Consider the following 19,933-nt stretch of genomic DNA (forward strand, 5'->3'; position numbering starts at 1 on the left):
TATCAGAAAGCATAAGAACACGGCTTTCTTGTTGTGCATCAGCACCCTTAGCACCCTTGACAATGTGACCAATACCATTGAAAGTCAAGGTACCGCGTTCTAAGATAACGCCATGTTGTAAGATATGTCCCACAGAGTTGTTACCATAGTTAGTCACACGAGTATCAATCCCTTGAACTTGACGGCCTGATGACAGACCAATAACTTTAAGGTTGGCATGACTTCCATTGCCAATCAAGTCGCTATCAAAGTCAGCAACAACATTACCCTCGTTCATGATGCCGAGAGCCCAGTCAATGCTTGCATCACGACCAATACGACCACGACGGCTGATGTATGTTGTGACATTTTCACCTAAACGGTCAATAGCCGCAAACTTAACTTGAGCACCGTCTTGTGCGATAACTTCAACAGAAATGTTGGCACTAGCTTTTTCAGTAGCTTCACCTAGCGTTTCAAAACGCTCAAGATAAGTCAATTTACTGTTTTTACCTGCTACAATCAAAACATGTTTGTTAAATGGAACAGATGAATCACCATCTTGGTAGAAATAGCTCTCAACTGGCAAGTCAATTTCAACATTATCTGGTACATAAAGGACTGCTGCACTATTGAAATAGGCATAGTTATAAGCTGCCAATTTGTCCTCATCGTAGGCTACAGCCTTACCAAAGAAGGCTTCAACGACTTCTGGGATTTCCTCAAGAGCAGTCGCAAGATCTGTGAAGACCACACCTTGACCAATCAAGTCAGCTGGCAGTTGTTCAAGGACTGTATTTGTTCCTACTTGGACCAATTTAGGGTTGTTTCCAAGCGCTGTAAAGTCAGGCACATTTGCTGACGGTTCATTTTCAGTAATCGTTCCATCGCCTAGGTTCCAACGGTGGAATTTAACACGCTCAATTTTCGGAAGAGCCAAGCTGTCAAGCTTATCAAAGGCTGCTTGACGAAGGTCTTGCAACCAGACTGGCTCTGCTTTTGCTTGTGAAAAAGCGATAATAGATTCTTTTGACATAGGTTACTCCTTTTCTAGTTATTTCGAGTAACAGACTTACGCTTCTTCGTGGTACTCGTAACCGAGCTCTTCAGCGATTTTCGCATAACCTTCTTGCTCAAGACGGGCAGCCAATTCAGGACCACCTGAAAGAACCACTTTACCTTCCATCATTACGTGTACAACATCTGGAGTGATGTAGTTCAAGAGACGTTGGTAGTGAGTGATAATCATAGCACCAAAGCCTTCGCCACGCATAGCGTTAACCCCTTTTGAAACCACTTTAAGGGCATCAATATCAAGACCTGAGTCAATCTCGTCAAGAAGGGCAAACTTAGGTTCCAACATAAGCAATTGAAGAATCTCATTACGTTTCTTCTCACCACCTGAGAAACCTTCGTTAAGGTAACGCTCAGCCATTTCTTCACGCATACCAAGCAATTCCATCTTTTCATCCAATTTAGTGATGAAATCAAGGACAGAAATCTTTTCGTCATCTTCTTTACCAGCGTTCATAGCCGCACGGATAAACTCAGCATTTGTAATCCCTGGGATTTCAGCCGGGTATTGCATAGCAAGGAAAAGACCTAGGCGTGCACGCTCGTCAACTTCCAAGTCAAGGATGCTTTCACCATCAAAAAGGATGTCCCCTTCTGTGATTTCATAATTTGGGTTACCCATGATAGCAGCCGAAAGGGTAGATTTACCAGTTCCATTAGGACCCATAATAGCAGCAATCTCACCAGTTTTAAGAGTCAAATTAAGACCCTTCAGGATTTCTTTATCTTCAACAGAAACATGAAGATTTTTGATTTCAAGTACAGACATTGTATACTCCTTTTTCATATATACAGCGAGCAGGTGCTCGCTAATTTGCGTTATTTTTTTGAAAATAGCACAACTATTTTCCGGAAAATAAAAAGAGACCTTCCATTTTCCTTAATTAGAATCATTATAACAAAAAAGCCATTACTTGGCTTTTTAAACGTTTATTTTTTTCGCCCTTGCTTCCATTTTAACATGGTTGCTTGACGATAATCACTGTTCCCGATAAATTTCAGGAAATCAAAGAGAGGTGTTCGACCAACGCCCCAAATCTCAAGCCCTTCAATCAGAATTTCCATCCCTAGAAGTAAACTCAAGAGCAGGAGGATACCACCAAGACGACTGGAAACATTCAACAAGAGGGCAATTAATGAAAAGAGAATAGCGATAGCATAAACCACCAGAACCGCCCCTCGATGAGTGAACCCCATAGCTAAAAGACGATGATGCAAGTGCATCTTGTCAGCCTCCGTGGCTGGTCGCCCTGACAACTTACGGCGGACAATGGCCACCACTGTATCAACAATGGGCACCCCCAGGATAATAACAGGTGACAAAATAGCTACTGCTGTCGCATTTTTCAGCCCTTGCAATGACAAAACACCTATCATAAAGCCAATAAAGAGTGCTCCCGTATCACCTAGATAGATAATCGCTGGATGATAATTGTAAGGGAAAAAGCCCATAATGGCAGCCACTAAGACAAAGATGGTCATGGTCAAGAAAATATCAGTATCATAAAGAAAGAAATAAGAAATCACCCCCATAGTCATCAGGGAAATGATAGAAACTCCTCCAACCAAGCCATCCAAACCATCAATCAGATTAATGGCATTGGTGATAGCCACAATCCATAACACTGTTAGAATCAAGGTCAAGACTGGCCCAAAATGAATCATGGGGCCGCCAAAAGGTATCTTAAAGCTATCAAATCGAAAATCCGTAAAAGCCCAAACAATGACAGCTCCGATAACAATACCGAGCATCTTAGGCAAGGGTTTTAATTCAAAGATATCATCAATGAAACCTGTCAGTGCCACAATAGCACCACCCACAACAACCGGTAGGATGTATCTTAAATAAGAAATATGCCAGACATCCTTCTGAATAATCATAGGCATAAATACCAAGGTCGCCAGTACAAAGGCCAAGAAAATAGCTAGACCACCAGCACTCGGCATTGGCTTTTTATTAATACGTCTTGCATTTGGATTATCAACCGCTCCGACTCGAAAGGCCAAAGAGCGAACCAATGGAGTTCCCACAATGGCAATCAGAAAGGTCCCAATCAAGACAAAGATATAATTAATGGTCCAAGGCATGTCCTAGCTCCATTTCGTTGCTTGTAATACCGGTAAGGCGTCCTCTTCCATCAAGATTGTTGCATGCTCTTGTAGGTAGGCACGTGTTCGGTCTGCCACATTCGCATATTCAAGAAAACGCGCATACATATTGTTCGCGTAATAGTCAGGCTCATCAGCCAAGTAAAGAAGGATAGTCATATAGTAGACATCACCAAGTTTATAAAGTTCAGAACCTTCCACTGGCACACCCTTCAAACCTTGCGTAAAGGTCACTACTTGATCAAAGTCAGAGAAAGCCAAGACATAGTGAGTATAATCTTCACGAATATTTTCCTCAGCCACTTCCTTAGCCGGCTCTGTCATAGACTTATCGACTTCTTCCAAGGTCTTTTCGAGTTCTTCAAGCTTATGGTGAGCCTCAATATCTCCTTTATCCATGAAGGTTCCTTCAAGAGCCTTGAGAAATTCTTCTGGAGAAAGGCCCGAGTAGTCATCCATATCTGACAAATCGTTGAAATCAAGGTCTTCCTTAAGATCTGATTTAGTCACAAAAACATCCACACGATCCTTGCGTGGCGTGACACGGAAGCTCAGCATCCCACTATTTTTAAAGTTATCAGGCAAGTCCAACTCATCCATGACAGTATAGAAAAATTCCTCTGTTTTTTCCTGGGGAATCAAGAAATCTTTCAGCTCCATACCATGTTCTTCAAGATCTTCCATGGTAATCATGATTTTTAGAGTTGTCTCGCTTATTTGTTTCATTTCCATATGTAAAAAACCTCGCACGAGTAGTTATTTCATTATACTAGAAAAGCAAAGAGATAGCAATTTCTGAGCAAGTTTAGGTCTTATTTAGGACAGGTTTTCTAAAAAATCCTAATGCTAACAAAATCTTGATGTTTCCTATTAATAGCCGTCATCTATCCTAGAAAGGAGTATAATAATAGTGGATATATAGTTGGAGGTGATAACCATGACTGCCTATAAAAAAGGATTGTTACGAGCCAGCATTGCTGTAGGAATAACGAGTTTATTGACCTTCTTTCTCTACTTGTCAGGACAACCTCATCAAGTAAACAAATCTACCTTTCTTACAGGACTAATCGTTGCCATCATACTGGCAACTGCACCCATTTACGACGATAACCGTTTGACACTCAGACAACAATCACTCCTCCACTTCTCAATCATGTGTGTTACCATCCTGCTAATTCTCTGTTTATCCGGATGGTATCCTTTGCATAATGTGGTAGACTTCTTGAAAATCCTAGCTAGCTTCTTAACCTGCGGACTGGTCCTTTGGACACTAGCTTACCTTATCTTTGGAAAACTTCTCAATAAATAATCTCTAAACCAGATAAAAAGGACTTCAAGCGAAGTCCTTTCAATTTTTTATCCAAAAATAAGTTTGACAGCCCCATAAAGAAGAACAATGATACCGAGTACGATACGGTATTTCCCGAAAACAGTGAAATCGTGTTTCTTAATATAGTTCATCAAGAAGCGAATCACAAACAAGCTGACAACAAAGGCTGTCACACTAGCTACCAAGAGAATAGCCGCTTGTCCACCAGTCAAGGTGTTCCCATCAATAAAGTACTTAACTGCCTTAAGCCCACTATAACCAAACATAGTTGGAATACCAAGGAAGAAGGTAAAGTCAGCAGCTACGCTACGACTAGTACCAACGATGATTCCCCCAAGAATAGTAGCACCTGAACGACTAGTCCCTGGAATGATACTCAAGACTTGGAAAAGACCAATATAGAAAGCGGTCTTGTAAGACATACGTGCCAAGTCCGTTACCTTAGGCTCTACATGTCGATTGCGGTCCTCAATCCAAATAAAGGCAATCCCGTAGACCACCAACATGATAGCTACTACAAAGAAATTACTGAGGTGGGCCTCCATCCAATCATCTAAAAGAAGACCAAAGAAGGCCGAAGGAATACAGGCAATGAACACCTTAAGCCAAAGTTGCCAAGTCAACTGCACTTCACGTGCTGTTTTACCAGGTTGGAAGGGATTCAAACGTTTAAAGTAGATGACTATAACTGCTAGAATAGCCCCAAGCTGAATAACGATATTAAACATATCAATGAAATCTTTACTTTGTCTTAAGTTCAAGAATTCATTAACCAAGATCAAATGACCTGTTGATGAAATGGGTAACCACTCAGTGACCCCTTCGACAATCCCAAGGAAGACTGCCTTTAGTAATTCAATAATATACTGTGCCGTTTGCATAATTATCTCCGTTTTTAAATGTTAGCCTTATCACATCAACAGTGAATAAGACTCCAAATCGTCCTTCTCATTATATCAAATTAGCAACTGTATTTAAAGCCAATCCTGATATACAGTTTTTTTCTAACCCCAACTTATTGTCATCAGTCTCAATTTCCTGTAAAATAGTAAGGAATGACATTTTTATAGGAGACATTGTTTCAATGAAAAAATTTATTGTAGCCTGCTTTACAGCCCTCCTCCTCGTTTTTGGTGGAGTATCAAGCGCTCAAGCAGACGAGTATCTCCGTGTCGGTATGGAAGCTGCCTATGCACCTTTCAACTGGACACAGGATGATAACTCAAACGGAGCCGTTCCAATCGAAGGTACTAAACAGTATGCCAACGGTTATGACGTGCAAATCGCTAAAAAAATCGCTGAAGCCCAAGGTAAGAAACCCTTGGTGGTCAAAACAGCTTGGACAGGTTTGATTCCTGCACTCACTTCTGGCAAGATTGATATGATTATCGCAGGTATGAGTCCAACAGCTGAACGTCGTCAAGAAATTGACTTTTCAGATAGCTACTACCGTAGTGAACCTGTTATAGTTGTTAGCTCTGATGGTGATTACGCCAACGCTAAGAGCCTCAAGGATTTCAAGGATGCTAAAATCACAGGTCAACAAGGAGTTTACCTCTACAACTTGATTAATCAGATTCCAAATGTGAACAAGCAAACTGCCATGGGGGACTTCGGTGCGATGCGCCAAGCCCTTGCATCTGGCATCATCGATGGTTATGTCTCAGAGCGACCAGAAGCACGAACTGCTGAAGAAGCTAGCTCAAAATATAAGATGATTTCACTTAAAGATGGCGGTTTCCAGGTCTCAGACGATGATGTTTCCTTGGCTGTCGGTCTTCGTAAAGGAGATAGCCAGCAAATAGAACAAGTCAATAAGGTCCTTGCTGGTATCAGCCAAGAAGAACGTATCAAACTGATGGATCATATCATTGATATTCAACCTGCAGATAAGACTGATGAAGCTAAAAAAGGAAACTTCTTTAGCCAGATGACTACTATTGTTGCTAAAAACTGGCCACAATTCTTGCGTGGTACAGCAATAACACTTCTTATCTCTATTATCGGTACTGTTGTCGGAACTTTTATCGGTCTTATGATTGGTGTTTACCGTACAGCTCCTAAGGCTGCTAATAAAGTTGTAGCCTTGCTCCAAAAACTCTTCGGTTGGATTCTTAACGTTTATATCGAAGTTTTCCGCGGTACCCCAATGATTGTACAATCTATGGTTATCTACTACGGTACTGCCCAAGCTTTTGGCATCAATATTGACCGTACACTGGCAGCTGTATTCATTGTTTCTATTAACACCGGAGCCTACATGAGTGAAATCGTTCGTGGTGGTATCTTCGCTGTGGATAAGGGGCAATTCGAAGCTGCAACCGCTCTTGGATTTACCCACGGTCAAACCATGCGTAAGATTATTCTTCCACAGGTTATCCGTAACATCTTGCCAGCCACTGGTAATGAGTTCGTTATTAATATCAAAGATACTTCTGTTTTGAACGTTATCTCTGTTGTAGAACTTTACTTCGCAGGTAACACTGTCGCAACCCAAACTTACCAATACTTCCAGACATTCTTTGTTATCGCAGCAATCTACTTTGTTCTTACGTTCACAGTAACTCGCATCTTGCGTTATGTGGAACGCCGTTTGGATCAAGATACTTACACACAAGGAGGGGTTCACTAATGACTGAGACGATTTTAGAAATCAAAAACCTCAAAAAATCATACGGAAAAAATGAAGTCCTCAAAGATATCTCCCTCAGTGTCAAAAAGGGTGAGGTTATCTCAATTATTGGTTCTTCAGGTTCAGGAAAATCAACCTTCCTTCGCTCTATTAACCTACTTGAATCACCTTCAGGTGGTGAAATCCTCTATCATGGGGACAACGTCCTTGAAAAAGGTTACGATCTTACTACCTATCGTGAGAGACTCGGTATGGTGTTCCAATCCTTCAACCTCTTTGAAAACCTTAATGTCTTGGAAAATGCTATCGTAGCTCAAACAACTGTTCTCAAACGTGACCGCAAAGAAGCTGAAAGTATCGCCAAAGCTAACTTGGAAAAAGTTGGTATGGGGGAACAATACTGGAAAGCTAAACCAAAACAACTTTCAGGGGGACAAAAACAACGTGTGGCGATTGCTCGTGCCCTCTCTGTTGATCCAGAAGCCATCCTCTTTGACGAGCCAACTTCAGCCCTTGACCCAGAAATGGTAGGAGAAGTACTCAAGACTATGCAGGAGCTATCTGAAACTGGTTTGACCATGATTATCGTTACCCATGAAATGGAGTTCGCACGTGATGTTTCAGACCGTGTCATCTTCATGGATCAAGGGGTAATTGCTGAACAAGGTAGCCCTGAACAAATCTTTGAAAATCCTAAAGAAGAACGTACCAAGGAATTCCTTAAACGTTTCTTGGGTTAAAAAACGAAAAAGTTAAGGTTTCGACCTTAACTTTTTTTAGATTTTCTGATATAAAAAAAACGGCAACTGCCGTTTTTTTGCCTCTAATTGCTTAGTTGCGACGTGTACGTCTGTCAACAAAACCAAGAAAGGCCAATAGTGTCATGAAGAGACCTACAAAGCCAAGTCCTGCTACAGTTTCCTCACCTGTTTCTGGCAAGCTGTCTGCATCTTGAACAGGTGCTTGTTTTTCAGCTTTTGTTTGAGCATAATTTACAGGAATTTGGGCTACTGTTTGAGCTGCTTTTTCTTGTGTTGTGAAAGCAACAACTTTCCCATCTACATCATAAACTGGTACTGGTGTAAGACCTTTAGATGTGATGTTAGCAAACTCTTTAGCCAATTGTGTTTGACGCTCTTTGTCTGCCTTAGCTTTCATATAGTTATCAAAGGCAGTTTGAACAGTTGTGTATTCGCTCGTTAATTTATCACGTTTAGCTGACAATTCAACAAGTTTTGCACGCTCAGTTGAAAGTGCATCTTTAGCCGCCGTAAGTTTAGCAAAGGCTGTTGCACGTTCTTCTTTAGCCTTAGCTAGGTTAGCTGAAGCATTTGTAAGAGCGGCCACACGATTCTTAGCAGAAGCCAAAGCTTGGTTAGCTTGTTCCAAGGCTGCTTGTTTCTTAGCAGTTTCTTGCTTAGCAGTGTTGTAAGCATTTGTCAAACTTTGCAAGGTCGCAGAGCTTGTAGCAAGTTTATCTTTAGCTGCTTGAAGCTCAGCTTGTTTTTCATCAAGAGTAGCTTGCGCAATGCTAAGAGCTGCTGCTTTTTCTTGAGCGTTAGCATTAAGATTTTCAACTGCAGCGTTAGCTTTTTCCAATTCTGATTTAGCAGTTGCAAGGGCTGCTTGTTTTTCAGAAAGGTTAGTCTGAGCTGCTGCTAACTTGCTTGCAGTCGCTTTAAGAGCTGCAAGTTCTGACTGAGTATTTTTAAGTTTAAGAGTTGCAGACTCAGAAGCAGCTTTCTTGCTAGCTAGGTCACTTTGAGCTTGATCATTAGCTTGCTTAGCAGCTTCATAAGCTGCTTTTGCAGCTGCTAGATTTGCATTTGAAGATGGTTGAGATTGGTTACCTACATATGGGTTAGCAATCTTAGTTGTGTCAAAGCTACTATCAGAAGAGATAGAATTTTTATTGACATTATTTACGTGGACGTTAAAGGCACCAGCAACGACACTGATATCAGTACCAATGTATGTTTCGCCACCATCAGACGTAAGGCCAGCAATAGAACGGGCGTGGTTCCACTCCGTACCATTAAACATGAAGTCAAGCATAGCTTCATAGATATACTTCTTAATCTCGTTAAGAGTAAATGGTCCTGTCAAACCTTGCCAAGTATTAAGGTTTTCACCAATACTTACAGTATTAAATGACTTACCAGCACGGTCAAGAGCAGCACTATCGTGTTGATGGTTACTGATAGATTCCCAACCCCAGTTATCTGCCACATAGCCGTCTGTAACGCGGTCTGTTGCAAGAACACTACCTTTTGATACAGACGTTTGAGTTGTACCAAAAGCTGAACGGATTTGGTTAATCAAGCTTGAAGCATACAATGACAAATCTGTAATTTGAGCTTCACTAAGGTTGTTCAAATCGCTGATTGTAATGTTTTTATCCGCTTCATTATCTTGGTAGCTATTGTTTCCACGATCACGTTTGTTAACGTTCTTCAAGATTTGTTCAGCTTGCGCTTTTTCTGCTGCAGTTGATGTTTTTGACTCATGAATCTTAAGAGCATCGATATACTCTGATGATACTGAGAATTTTTGACTAACATTAGTTGTTGAAGTTGTTGAAGCTTCTGCTTTTTTCTTAGCTGCTTCAGCAGCAGCAAGAGCAGCTGCCTTTTCATTCGCTACTGTTTGAGCAGTTTCATAGGCTGCTTTTGCTTGGTTAGCAGCATTTTGATCTGCAGTCAATTGGCCTTCTTTAGCTGAAATAGCAGTAGCTTTTTCCTTATCAGCTGCCTGAGCGGCTGCCAATTCTTCTTGGGCTTTTTTCTCAGCTGCAGTTGCAGCATCAAAAGCTGATTGTGCTTTTGCTTGGTTAGAAGCTGCCTCAGAGGCGCTAGAACCATTAAGTGCTGCTTTTGCTGCATCTACTGATTTTTGAGCGGCAACAACTTCAGTTGCTTTAGCATTAACATTAGCTTGATCTGCATTAACTACAGCTTGTTGTTTGTCTACTGCATCTTTGGCAGTTTTTTCTGCTGCTTGAGCAGTTGCTACTGCTGACTTAGCTTCGTTAGCTGCATTTTCAGCGCTGGTTACTTGACCTTGAGCGGCAGCAATAGCTTCTGGACTTGCTTCATCGGCTGCTGTTTGTGCCTTTTGCAAGTTAGCATCTGCAGTCGCTAAGTTTGCCTGAGCCTGATTGACAGTCGCTTCGTGATTAGCGACTACTGACTCTTGCTGTGATACCGCTTGACTTGCAGCATTTGCTTGTTCTCTAGCCGTTTCGACTTGAGATTGAGTTGGGACAGCTTGTGTAGTTGTCGATGATACTGATGCTGTTGTTGAGGCTTGATCATTTGTCGTTACCTCATCAGCTTTAGCAACTGTGGCAGAAACTGCAAGTGCTGCAATCCCAGCTGTCGCCAAAACCCTTTTATTCATAAGACGAACTCCTTTTTTGTTAAAAAATCACTACTATATAATAACATTTTAATAATCTTGAAACAAGATGCTATCTCCTAATTTTTAAAATTTAATTATTTTATAAGCTTTCATAGCCTGTTTATAAAAATTATTAAATTGTTAGTCAAAAGTAGAATTGCTGTTTCAAAGTCCCTTTTTAGCCTTTGATTTTGCCTTACCCAGCTATTCTATCAAATCTTCGTTACAGTTTCTTAACTTTCTTTAAACGTTTTTTTGATATAATGTGTACTCATCATATGCAAAAGGAAGGGCAAAGTGAAAAAAGTATTAAAAACATTGAGTGACATCCTACTAGGAATAACCTCACTTGGCTTGTCTTACTGGCTTTACAGAGGACATCTGGAACAGTATGTTCATTACATCGCCCATTATGGTCCCAACTTCCAAATTTTCCTAAACCTAGTCATTATTATTTTACTGGGGTACTTCGTCTACGCTTTTTTGAAACTCCTTCTCACTAGGAAACTGAAAAAACAGACGCTTCTCCTACTTTACTTCATTTACTTTCTTGCTCTCTTCTACCTACTTTTCTTGAAAAACATCGGCATTCAAGGGCTATCCCTTAATCCTCTTTCCTTCGCTCGGGAACTATACTGGGGCAGCCACTTTGTTCCCATCATGAACCTATTAATGTTCATCCCCCTAGGACTCCTCTTTTCTTCCCGAATGAGTAATCTCCTGCTCTGTCTCATCGCCCTTTTCTCCGTCGAATCCATCCAATATTTCGGACATCTGGGAATATTTGATTTAGGAGATATCGTCTTAAATATGTTAGGTATCCTCGTCGGGACTGCAATTCATCAACTTCCTCAGTTTCAAACAGTAATCAAAAAAATGTTAACATAGAAGAACCTCCAGAACTTAAATTTGGAGGTTTCGTTAGGGCACTTTTTTAGATAAATCCAAAAAAATTAAAGAAGGACGTCTTATAGGCTCGGAATAAAAGACAAAAATAACAGCTCCCTGAATCCAGAGAGCTGTTTTGAACTTGGACTAAAATCCTAGTACAAAAGATGAACCTCCTTGTGTTTCTCGTACACGATGGAGTTTCCCTATTTTCATACGGATTTTTTACGCCCTTAGTATCGTTATTAACGACGAAGTCCAAGTGAGCTGATCAACTCACGGTAACGGTTAACGTCTGTGCGGCGAAGGTATGCCAACAAGTTACGACGGTGACCGATTTTTTTCATCAAACCACGGTAAGTAGCGTGGTCTTTTTTGTGTTGTTTGATGTGGTCGTTAAGGTGGTTGATTTCCCAAGTAAGGACAGCAACTTGAACCTCTACTGAACCAGTGTCACCTTCGTGACGTGCGTATTGTGCAATGATTTCATTTTTTTTCTCTTTTGAGATTGCCATGTTTTTTCTCCTTTTTTTGCTCCATCCGAGTCTTAGGATTGGCTCTCCTAAAACCAAGAAAGAGTTGGTTTGTCTTTACGACCTCTCTATTTTAGCTTATCTACTAATCTTTGTCAATCGTCAGATTCACTGTTTGAGACTTTCTAACTTAGGCTTTTTTGAACACTCTTGAATTCAGAAGGAATCCTAAGAAAAGTAAAAAACTGACTATAGCATAAGCTAGGAAAATCCAACTAAAACTTGGAGAGACCAGTGCCAACAATTTCAAAACATAAGGGGATAAGGCTGAGCCAAGGTTGCATCCTAGGAGAACATAAGCCGTCGCCTTATTCAGCAAATTTCTAGCAATACGTTCAGAAAGACGGTGAAAGATAATGGTCAAAACAATACTGTAAAAGAAACCAACACCAACAGCAGACAAAATCAATATCAACAAGTTGTTAGCTAGGGACATTCCAAATAGGCAAATAGATAGGCAAAACAGCGCCATCGGCAAGAGACGGTTCTTAAGGTGACCTAGCAATGAAGCAAAGCTAAGTCCAGCTACAATCCCAATTCCCTGCTCCAAACTAAGGACCAGAGCTGATTGACCGCTTGCAATGGTCTTACCATCAACTTGAAACAGAGGCACGCGCAAACTAATCGATGAATTAATGCAAATCACAAAACCTGCCAAGAGGGCCATGCCTAAAATCATAGCCAAATCTTTTTTATCCAAATCTTGCTTACTCTTTTGTGCCTCTTTCTTCTCTGTCTGCTCCATTGGTGGTACAAAGAGGAGGTACATGGCTAGGATGATAAAACCAAAACCATAGATAAGAAAAGCAAGCGTCCAATGAATTTTCAGTAATTGTCCAACTAAAAGGGAACACGATGCCCCACCAATCAATTCCATGGAACCTCGAATCCCAAGCATCTGAACCCTCTCTTTGCCCTGGTAACGCTGACTAATGATCGAAATAGCCTTGGCATTGATTAAACCGATACCCATTCCAAAAACAAGACGTGACAGTAAAACAAGTGGATACAATTGTACAAAGAAGGGGAAGATTCCAGCACTACTTAGTAAAATTAAACCTGTCATAATCAATTGCCTGTCACTTAACCACTTGTCAACAAAAGGGTTAAGTAAGAGCATAGCCACTACGGAAAAAGAAGGGACAGACACCAAAAGCTCAACTTGAGAAGCAGTATATGTTGGACTATAGTAGTCCAACATAGGTGGTAGAGCGGTTGAAATCGAGAAAGCCGAAATCAAAAGCAAGGATAGCCCAAGCAGGCTCATTTTTTCTAAAATCTTTGTCATAATATAGGGATAAGAGCATCCTTTCTTTACTTGTCTGATAGTTATTTTTTCATTATAATCTAAGAAGAGCTAAAAAAATAGGACCTAGGTCCTAAAAAGGAGACATATGCCTAATCCCACTATAAGACCTCAGCTTGAACAAATCTTTCCTGTAGCCTATCTTAATCAATTACAAAAGGTCAGCTTTCAGAAAGGCGACTACATATGCACACAAGGGCAGGCTATCACTGAGCTAACCTACATTTTATCAGGTAGGGTAAAAATTGTTCGCTCCCTATCCAATGGTAAAGAACATATCTTAGAAATGCCTCACCAACCACAGCTACTGGGAGATGTTGAACTCATGACTAATCAATTAGCGGGTTCCTCAGTCATTGCCCTCGAAGAAGTTCAAGCAGTTCAACTTCCATTAAATGATAAAGAATCACTCCTCCAAGATCCAGCTTTTCTCTATCAAATTGGGCGTAACCTAGCAACGGCACTACATAAGCAAGGTATTTCTGCCTCAAGAAATGTTAGCTATCCTGTTAGGGAGCGTTTGGCTACCCACATCTTGAGTATTGAGGAAGAGGGTATCTTCCAACTATCGCCATCTATTTTAGCAGCCAGTTTTGGGACTAGCTATCGACATGTACAGCGAGTCATCAAACAGTTTATCGACCAAGGAATCATTGAGAAGAAAGCTTTTAAAACCTATCGTATTTTGCAGAGAAAGAGCTTGGAAACGTTGGCTTTCATCGATTAGAAAAAGTGCTATTTTAGCCCTTGATGGTTTAACTTTCACCCCTTTTGTGCTATAGTTATAAACAAGTAAATCAAAGAAAATAAGAGGTATACAAATGGACGCTCAAACCAAAATTATCCGCGCCAGCCACATGATTGATATGAATGATATCATCCGCGAAGGTAACCCAACCTTGCGTGCTGTCGCTGAAGACGTAAGCCTACCACTTTCAGATGAAGATATTATCCTTGGTGAAAAAATGATGCAGTTTCTTCGTAATTCACAGGACCCTGTTATCGCTGAAAAAATGGGGCTTCGCGGAGGTGTCGGTCTTGCAGCACCACAATTAGATATTTCAAAACGCATTATCGCCGTTCTCGTTCCAAATCCTGAAGATGCTGAGGGTAATCCACCTAAAGAAGCTTATAGCCTTCAAGAAATCATGTATAATCCTAAAGTCGTTGCCCATTCTGTTCAGGAGGCTGCTCTAGGTGACGGTGAAGGATGCCTTTCAGTTGATCGCGACGTTCCTGGATATGTTGTTCGTCATGCTCGTGTCACTATTGAGTACTACAACAAAGAGGGTGAAAAGAAACGCATTAAACTCCGTGGTTACAACTCAATCGTTGTTCAACATGAAATTGACCATACTAACGGCATCATGTTCTATGACCGTATCAATAAAGACAATCCATTTACTATCAAGGATGGACTCTTGATTATCGAATAATGAAAATCCTCAGTAGAAATACTGGGGATTTAAATTGAAGACATGGTTTTCCTTGAGTCTTTCTTTAGATTATGATAGATTCTTCGAAGTATTTCATAGCTATTTTACATATAGAAAAGAACTGACTAATCTCAGTTCTTTTTTCATTATGTGAACCTATCCTCAGACAAGCATGTTGTAAAGAGTTTCATTTCCGTGAAGGTTAATGTAACTTGGATCAAATTCAGAAAGACGCTCAAGAAGACCATCATAATCATTCTTATCACTAAGAGCTATACCAATGAGAACTGGACCCTTCCCTTTATTAGCACGCTTGATGTACTCAAAACGAGTAATGTCATCATTTGGCCCTAAGATATCATTTACAAACTCACGAAGGGCTCCTGGACGTTGTGGGAAATTAACCACAAAATAGTGCTTGATTCCATCATAGATAAGGGCACGTTCTTCCATCTCTGGCATACGGTTGATATCGTTATTACCACCTGAAATGATGCAGACGATAGTTTTTCCTTTAATTTCATCTTTAATCACTTCAAGTGCCGCAACTGATGCTGCTCCTGCAGGTTCTGCGATGGTACCAACCTTCGAGTACATATCAAGTAAGGTTTCTGAGATTAATCCTTCATCAACTCCCAAGAGACGATCTACATATTTACGAGCGACTTCATAGGTTTTTGCACCTACTTTTTGGACAGCAATCCCGTCTGCAAACTTATCAATTTCTTCGAGTTTTATAGGATAACCACGGTCAAAGGCAGCACGCATACTACGAGCCCCACTAGCCTCAACACCGACAACCTCCATAGAGGGTGCCACATCCTTGATATAAGTAGCCACACCAGAGATGAGGCCTCCCCCACCTACTGGCACTAAGATACTATCAAAGGAAACACCTTCCTCTTGAGCTTGCTCATAAATTTCATAGGCAACAGTTCCTTGACCCGCTTGAACATTATAATCATCGAATGGATCGATGAAAGTCATCCCTTCTGACTTCGTATACTCTTGTGCTGCTTTAGCGGATGCATCAAAGGTATCTCCAACCAATTTAATTGTTACAAACTTGCCACCAAAGAAACGTACTTGACCAATTTTTTGAAGAGGCGTGGTTACTGGCATAAAGATGGTTGCAGGAATCTTCATCTCATTACAAGTGTAAGCAACCCCTTGGGCATGGTTTCCGGCTGAAGCACAAACCACACCACGCGACTTATCCTCATCGCTTAACTGATGGATGGCATAGTAGGCACCACGTAATTTAAAGGAACGTACCTTTTGCATATTTTCTTTTTTAATATAAATAGTCGCTCCATATTTTTCAGATAAGTAGCGATCAAAATCTAGTGGGGTACGATCCACCACGTTTTTTAAGACTTCATTAGCCTTTACGATATCATTTGCAGTAATCATTGGCTCTCCTTTGACACAATATTCAAACTATTTCTATTGTATCACAATTTTCAGAAAAATAGCAGTCTGCCAAAAGAAAACTCTTTGTTTGTACAAAGAGTTTAATTTATTATTTATTAGCCTTTTTTGACATCAAGAAATTACGAAGAGCTGCAAGAGCTGTCGCACCTGCTAGGACTATAGCCGTAAGGATAGCAACAGCATGTTCTCCCCACTTATGAGATTTTGCTGTTTTAGCAATTGTAGCCTTAAGATCTTCAGTTGATCCTTTATCACCTGCTTGCGTCGTTGTCTTACTTGCAAGGTTAAGATCTTGACTACCATTATAGGTGTTATCTGACGAAGCTGTATTGACAAGGTCTTGATGACTGCTACGCGTATAGCTGACATTTGTTGTGATGCTATCAATCATCTCAACAATATTTCTGATTGTTGCTGCATCGTACAAACCACCCTCCGTATCCTTCAAGATAGATACTGCTAATTTTTCGATAGAAACCTCTGAAGAAGGTGCTACCATAGAGTGAGATTCTGAGCTAGCTGTTTCTGAATATCTTGCATAATTACTAAAGAGCGATGCTGCTTCTGTGATTGTTTCAGAAGTACTTGGTAAAAATTCTGAGACACGTGAAGTTTCAGAAAGACGATTCCAACTATTGATGTTTTCTGACATTCCATCGAAGATGATTTCCTCTGATGTGCTGACTGTCTCTGAAATCGCCGAAACCACTTCTGATGTGCTTGCCTGACTCTCTGAGTCTGTCAAAGAAACTACTGGTTCTTCAACTACTTCTGACTCTGAAACGATAGTACTTGTAGAGTCCAAAACAGATGTTGAAATCTCTGAAATAGCTGTCGTCGTTGGAATTGCTGACTCTGAAGTTGATGCTCCTGAACTAATTTCAGTTTCTGACTCTTCTGATGATACTGTTGTACTTTCTGATACTTCTGACGAGACGACTGAAACAGCTGTACTTGGAGCCTCCGAAATTAAAGTATTGATTGAATCTGATACTGCTGAACCTTGATCCGTATTAGACGCTGAGTTATCATCTTTCTTATCATGTGAGATCTCTGATAGAGCTATTGCTACCGGAGCTGCTGCTGAATTTACTAGCTCGTCAATTGATGGTGCTGGTTTAAGTGTCTCATCTAATTTAGGAGATTCAATAGATGGTTTCACATCTGTTGTAGTCTCTGAATCGTTGTATACTAAAGCATGTTCTGATTTAGCTGTTTCTGAGCTCGCTTCTGATGTTTCGGTATTATCTACCTTCTTACCAGCTTGATTAGTTACTGGTTTTAAGACAACTGGTTCTACCGGTGTTTCTCTTGTATCTTCCTTGATATAGAGCATGTTCCAAAGAGTTAGTTTAGGAACTAAAATGACAAGCACTGGTTGACCATTTTCATCTGTTTTAAGGCTTGCTTGTGCCTTTTTCATACTCGAAGTTGCCCAATCATCTGGTGACGTCACATAGACTTGATCTGCAATTTTAGCAGCTTCTTGGGCTGTTTTACCTGCTAGGCTAAGACGAACTGTGAGATTTTCTTGAGCATCCGGTGTTTTATTGTCCGCATACCCCTCTTCATTATGCCAGCCCGCATTGATACCCATCATGTTAATCATTTGAACAGTTGAGAAGCCTTTCCCGGACTTGGCAAATGTCCAAACTTGATTTCCTGTCACACCTAGAGCATCCTTAGAAAGGATTTCACCAGAAGCATTCTTAGTAGATACAGACCGATTGCTGTTAGTCACACCCTCACCACGGAGAAGATTTTCATAAGCAGTGATAAACTGTTGGTAGTTGTAAAGCTTACGAATAGTATCCTTAGCTACACTAAGGTATTGAGTTGGGTAATAAGCACTTTGAAGGACGTTAAGAGCTGCATTAGCATTGGCAAGGGCTGCAATGGACATGTGATAACCACCGGCTGCAGCTACTGTCGCATCTACAAGAAGAGTCGCGTCAGCTTGTAACGGCTTACCTGCAAGAGCATCTTTACCAGCACCGTTAGTTGCTTTTCCGCCAGGAACAGTATAGTCAATCCCTGGTTCTTCCATGTAGGCACCAACGATAAGTGATTTACCAGTTTTGTTGCGTACCATATCGATACGTGCTTTTAAATCACCGTAGGCAACCTGCATACGACCAGGAATAACTGAACCACCATTTGTCCAAAGCTCATTATAAACAACATCTTGACGAGCCTTGGCTAATTTATCATCATTACCACCGTTAACATCATTGATTGTGATGTAGTAGTTTTCACCAATGAGGTCTTTCATAGCATTAATAAATGATGCATAGGAATCAGACATCATGTGTGAGTCAGCCTCGTCTGTGCTGTTACGATGCTCATAATCAGTCACACGGTTGTCGCCAATTGTATCACCTTGCCAACCATCGAATCCCATACGATCCATAGCTGACTTCATAACACCTGCTATGTATTTTTGCCAATCTGGATTAGCTGGGTCATAGTAAACTTGAGTTGGGTTATCACCGATAGTGTAAGTCATTGGTTCACCCTTCTTACCAAAACTATCGTAGAAGTTATAAGCCAAAGCAGCCAGTGGAAGGGCTGGATTCTTTGGATTTGAATCTGCTGAAATCATGTTATAAAGCATGGCAACAGCACCTGACTGATGAACTTGGGCAACCAATTCTTTAACAGCCTTAGTGTCAACCTGAGTATGACTCCAAGTATTCCATTTTTGAACAAAGCTATCGACACCCTCTGGGAAAGGATCTGTAGCTTCACTATAAGCATCATAGAAGAAATATGAATTGATATTCATAGACTTCATGAGCTCAAGCTCTTTACGGTAGGCCTTAAGATTTTTAACAAGAATACTGTTTTGATCAGTTGGTGAACCTGCTACGATACCGTAACGTGGGAAGACAGTCCAATCCTCCTCAACAGACAAGCCCGCACGCTTGCTTGACAAGACTTCACCTGATTTGTCGTTGACACTGATTGTCACCAAGTAACCTGTATTGTTTGTCAACCATTCTGACGCTACTGTCAAGTTTGAAACCTTAGCTGAAGCTCCTGCTGCCAACATGATGTCAACATTATCTTGACCGATGATTTCTGAAGCATGTTGAAGTGTCAAGTTGACAGTCATCGTCTTCGTTTCTGCTGTTGGGTTAGATACAACAACGGAATAGTTAACATCACCATCTGTCTTGGTATAGGCGGCTTTTGTTGTTTCTGGATCTGTCAAGTAAGCATCGCCATTCAAGTTTTGTTCTGTCACTTCTGTAACTGGTGTTACTTGGGCTGTTGAATGGCGTCCTGCTTCAGTAGCATTATCAGATGATGATGTGATGGTTTCCTCAGCTGCTGACTCAGAAGCTAGTGTTTCACTAGCTACAAGCGTTTCTGAGCTAGCGCTCTCTGTTGGCACAGCTTGTGAAAATATTGTGGAAGCTGTCGCTGTTGTTGCAGTATCTGTCGCAACAGCTGCAGACGCTGGACCTACTTCTGTTGTCGCAATTGGAGCAACTGCTTCAGTTGGTACCACAACTAAGTTATCTGCTTCAGTTGTAATAACTGGTTTTGTTGCTTCTGAGCTGACCACGTTATCTGCCTTGGCAACCTGATTCATCCCAAGAACACCACCGGCTACAAACAACCCTGATAATAATTTAGTTGACGCTACTTTCTTTGACATATCTCTCTATCCCTCTAAAAAAGTTTAAATCACCTCGGCGTTTCAAATTATCACTATTTGTATTTGCATGCTGTAAACTCGAGTTATTTTTAGTTTCATAAAAATCGCTTGGTGTTTCTTATGAAACTAATGTTAACTTAATCTTTTTT

16 protein-coding genes are annotated in these 19,933 nt (G+C 40.8%); 6 read left to right on the forward strand and 10 right to left on the reverse strand.

Annotated elements, in window-relative coordinates:
* From RWZ99_RS04980 to mecA, 4 genes are all read right to left on the reverse strand, one after another.
* On the reverse strand, positions 1-1,015 hold a 1,015-nt coding region (locus RWZ99_RS04980; protein WP_314676813.1), incomplete at its 3' end, for a SufD family Fe-S cluster assembly protein.
* Positions 1,016-1,051: 36 nt separating this feature from the next.
* Positions 1,052-1,822: a Fe-S cluster assembly ATPase SufC gene (gene sufC / locus RWZ99_RS04985; RefSeq protein WP_002883600.1), complete on the reverse strand. Its 771-nt coding sequence runs from the start codon at positions 1,820-1,822 to the stop codon at positions 1,052-1,054.
* Between the two features lie 161 nt (positions 1,823-1,983).
* Complete coding sequence (locus tag RWZ99_RS04990; RefSeq protein ID WP_314676814.1) at positions 1,984-3,141, reverse strand: MraY family glycosyltransferase; 1,158 nt, start codon at positions 3,139-3,141, stop codon at positions 1,984-1,986.
* A gap of 3 nt (positions 3,142-3,144) precedes the next feature.
* On the reverse strand, positions 3,145-3,894 hold the full coding sequence (gene mecA, locus RWZ99_RS04995) for an adaptor protein MecA (RefSeq protein WP_314676816.1): 750 nt from the start codon (positions 3,892-3,894) through the stop codon (positions 3,145-3,147).
* Between the two features lie 205 nt (positions 3,895-4,099).
* Between mecA and RWZ99_RS05000 the strand changes: the two genes are divergently transcribed.
* Entirely contained in the window at positions 4,100-4,471 is a 372-nt protein-coding gene (locus tag RWZ99_RS05000) for a DUF3021 family protein (protein WP_314676817.1), read from the forward strand.
* 47 nt (positions 4,472-4,518) lie between these two features.
* Here RWZ99_RS05000 and RWZ99_RS05005 read toward each other — a convergent pair whose 3' ends face one another.
* On the reverse strand, positions 4,519-5,373 hold the full coding sequence (locus RWZ99_RS05005; protein ID WP_314676818.1) for an undecaprenyl-diphosphate phosphatase: 855 nt from the start codon (positions 5,371-5,373) through the stop codon (positions 4,519-4,521).
* Positions 5,374-5,576: 203 nt separating this feature from the next.
* Between RWZ99_RS05005 and RWZ99_RS05010 the strand changes: the two genes are divergently transcribed.
* Together RWZ99_RS05010 and RWZ99_RS05015 are read left to right on the forward strand one after the other, a co-directional pair.
* A complete protein-coding gene (locus RWZ99_RS05010; RefSeq protein ID WP_314676819.1) occupies positions 5,577-7,124 on the forward strand; it encodes an ABC transporter substrate-binding protein/permease in 1,548 nt (515 codons plus the stop codon).
* Positions 7,124-7,864 (forward strand): amino acid ABC transporter ATP-binding protein, encoded by a 741-nt coding sequence (locus RWZ99_RS05015; RefSeq protein WP_314676820.1) that lies wholly within the window; start codon positions 7,124-7,126, stop codon positions 7,862-7,864. The genes RWZ99_RS05010 and RWZ99_RS05015 overlap by 1 nt, the downstream gene beginning before the upstream one ends.
* Before the next feature lie 91 nt (positions 7,865-7,955).
* Here RWZ99_RS05015 and RWZ99_RS05020 read toward each other — a convergent pair whose 3' ends face one another.
* Positions 7,956-10,523: an SEC10/PgrA surface exclusion domain-containing protein gene (locus RWZ99_RS05020; protein WP_314676821.1), complete on the reverse strand. Its 2,568-nt coding sequence runs from the start codon at positions 10,521-10,523 to the stop codon at positions 7,956-7,958.
* 297 nt (positions 10,524-10,820) lie between these two features.
* Between RWZ99_RS05020 and RWZ99_RS05025 the strand changes: the two genes are divergently transcribed.
* Complete coding sequence (locus RWZ99_RS05025; RefSeq protein WP_314676823.1) at positions 10,821-11,411, forward strand: VanZ family protein; 591 nt, start codon at positions 10,821-10,823, stop codon at positions 11,409-11,411.
* A 245-nt stretch (positions 11,412-11,656) separates the two neighbouring features.
* On the opposite strand, the gene rpsO is transcribed toward RWZ99_RS05025, so the two are convergent.
* Together rpsO and RWZ99_RS05035 are read right to left on the reverse strand one after the other, a co-directional pair.
* Complete coding sequence (rpsO, locus tag RWZ99_RS05030) at positions 11,657-11,926, reverse strand: 30S ribosomal protein S15 (RefSeq protein WP_008535715.1); 270 nt, start codon at positions 11,924-11,926, stop codon at positions 11,657-11,659.
* A 148-nt stretch (positions 11,927-12,074) separates the two neighbouring features.
* On the reverse strand, positions 12,075-13,232 hold the full coding sequence (locus tag RWZ99_RS05035) for an MFS transporter (RefSeq protein WP_314676824.1): 1,158 nt from the start codon (positions 13,230-13,232) through the stop codon (positions 12,075-12,077).
* Positions 13,233-13,338: 106 nt separating this feature from the next.
* Here RWZ99_RS05035 and RWZ99_RS05040 point away from each other — a divergent pair, with 106 nt between their 5' ends.
* A complete protein-coding gene (locus RWZ99_RS05040) occupies positions 13,339-13,977 on the forward strand; it encodes a cyclic nucleotide-binding domain-containing protein (RefSeq protein ID WP_314676825.1) in 639 nt (212 codons plus the stop codon).
* Positions 13,978-14,071: 94 nt separating this feature from the next.
* Complete coding sequence (gene def / locus RWZ99_RS05045) at positions 14,072-14,686, forward strand: peptide deformylase (RefSeq protein WP_314676826.1); 615 nt, start codon at positions 14,072-14,074, stop codon at positions 14,684-14,686.
* A gap of 162 nt (positions 14,687-14,848) precedes the next feature.
* Here def and ilvA read toward each other — a convergent pair whose 3' ends face one another.
* Both ilvA and RWZ99_RS05055 read right to left on the reverse strand, forming a co-directional pair.
* Positions 14,849-16,099 carry a threonine ammonia-lyase IlvA gene (ilvA, locus tag RWZ99_RS05050; RefSeq protein ID WP_314676827.1) on the reverse strand — a complete coding sequence of 417 codons (1,251 nt, stop codon included), beginning with the start codon at positions 16,097-16,099 and terminating at the stop codon, positions 14,849-14,851.
* Between the two features lie 109 nt (positions 16,100-16,208).
* Entirely contained in the window at positions 16,209-19,784 is a 3,576-nt protein-coding gene (locus tag RWZ99_RS05055) for a glycoside hydrolase family 66 protein (protein WP_314676828.1), read from the reverse strand.
* Positions 19,785-19,933 lie beyond the last annotated feature (149 nt).

The sequence above is a fragment of the uncultured Streptococcus sp. genome (assembly GCF_963545685.1).
GTDB lineage: Bacteria > Bacillota > Bacilli > Lactobacillales > Streptococcaceae > Streptococcus.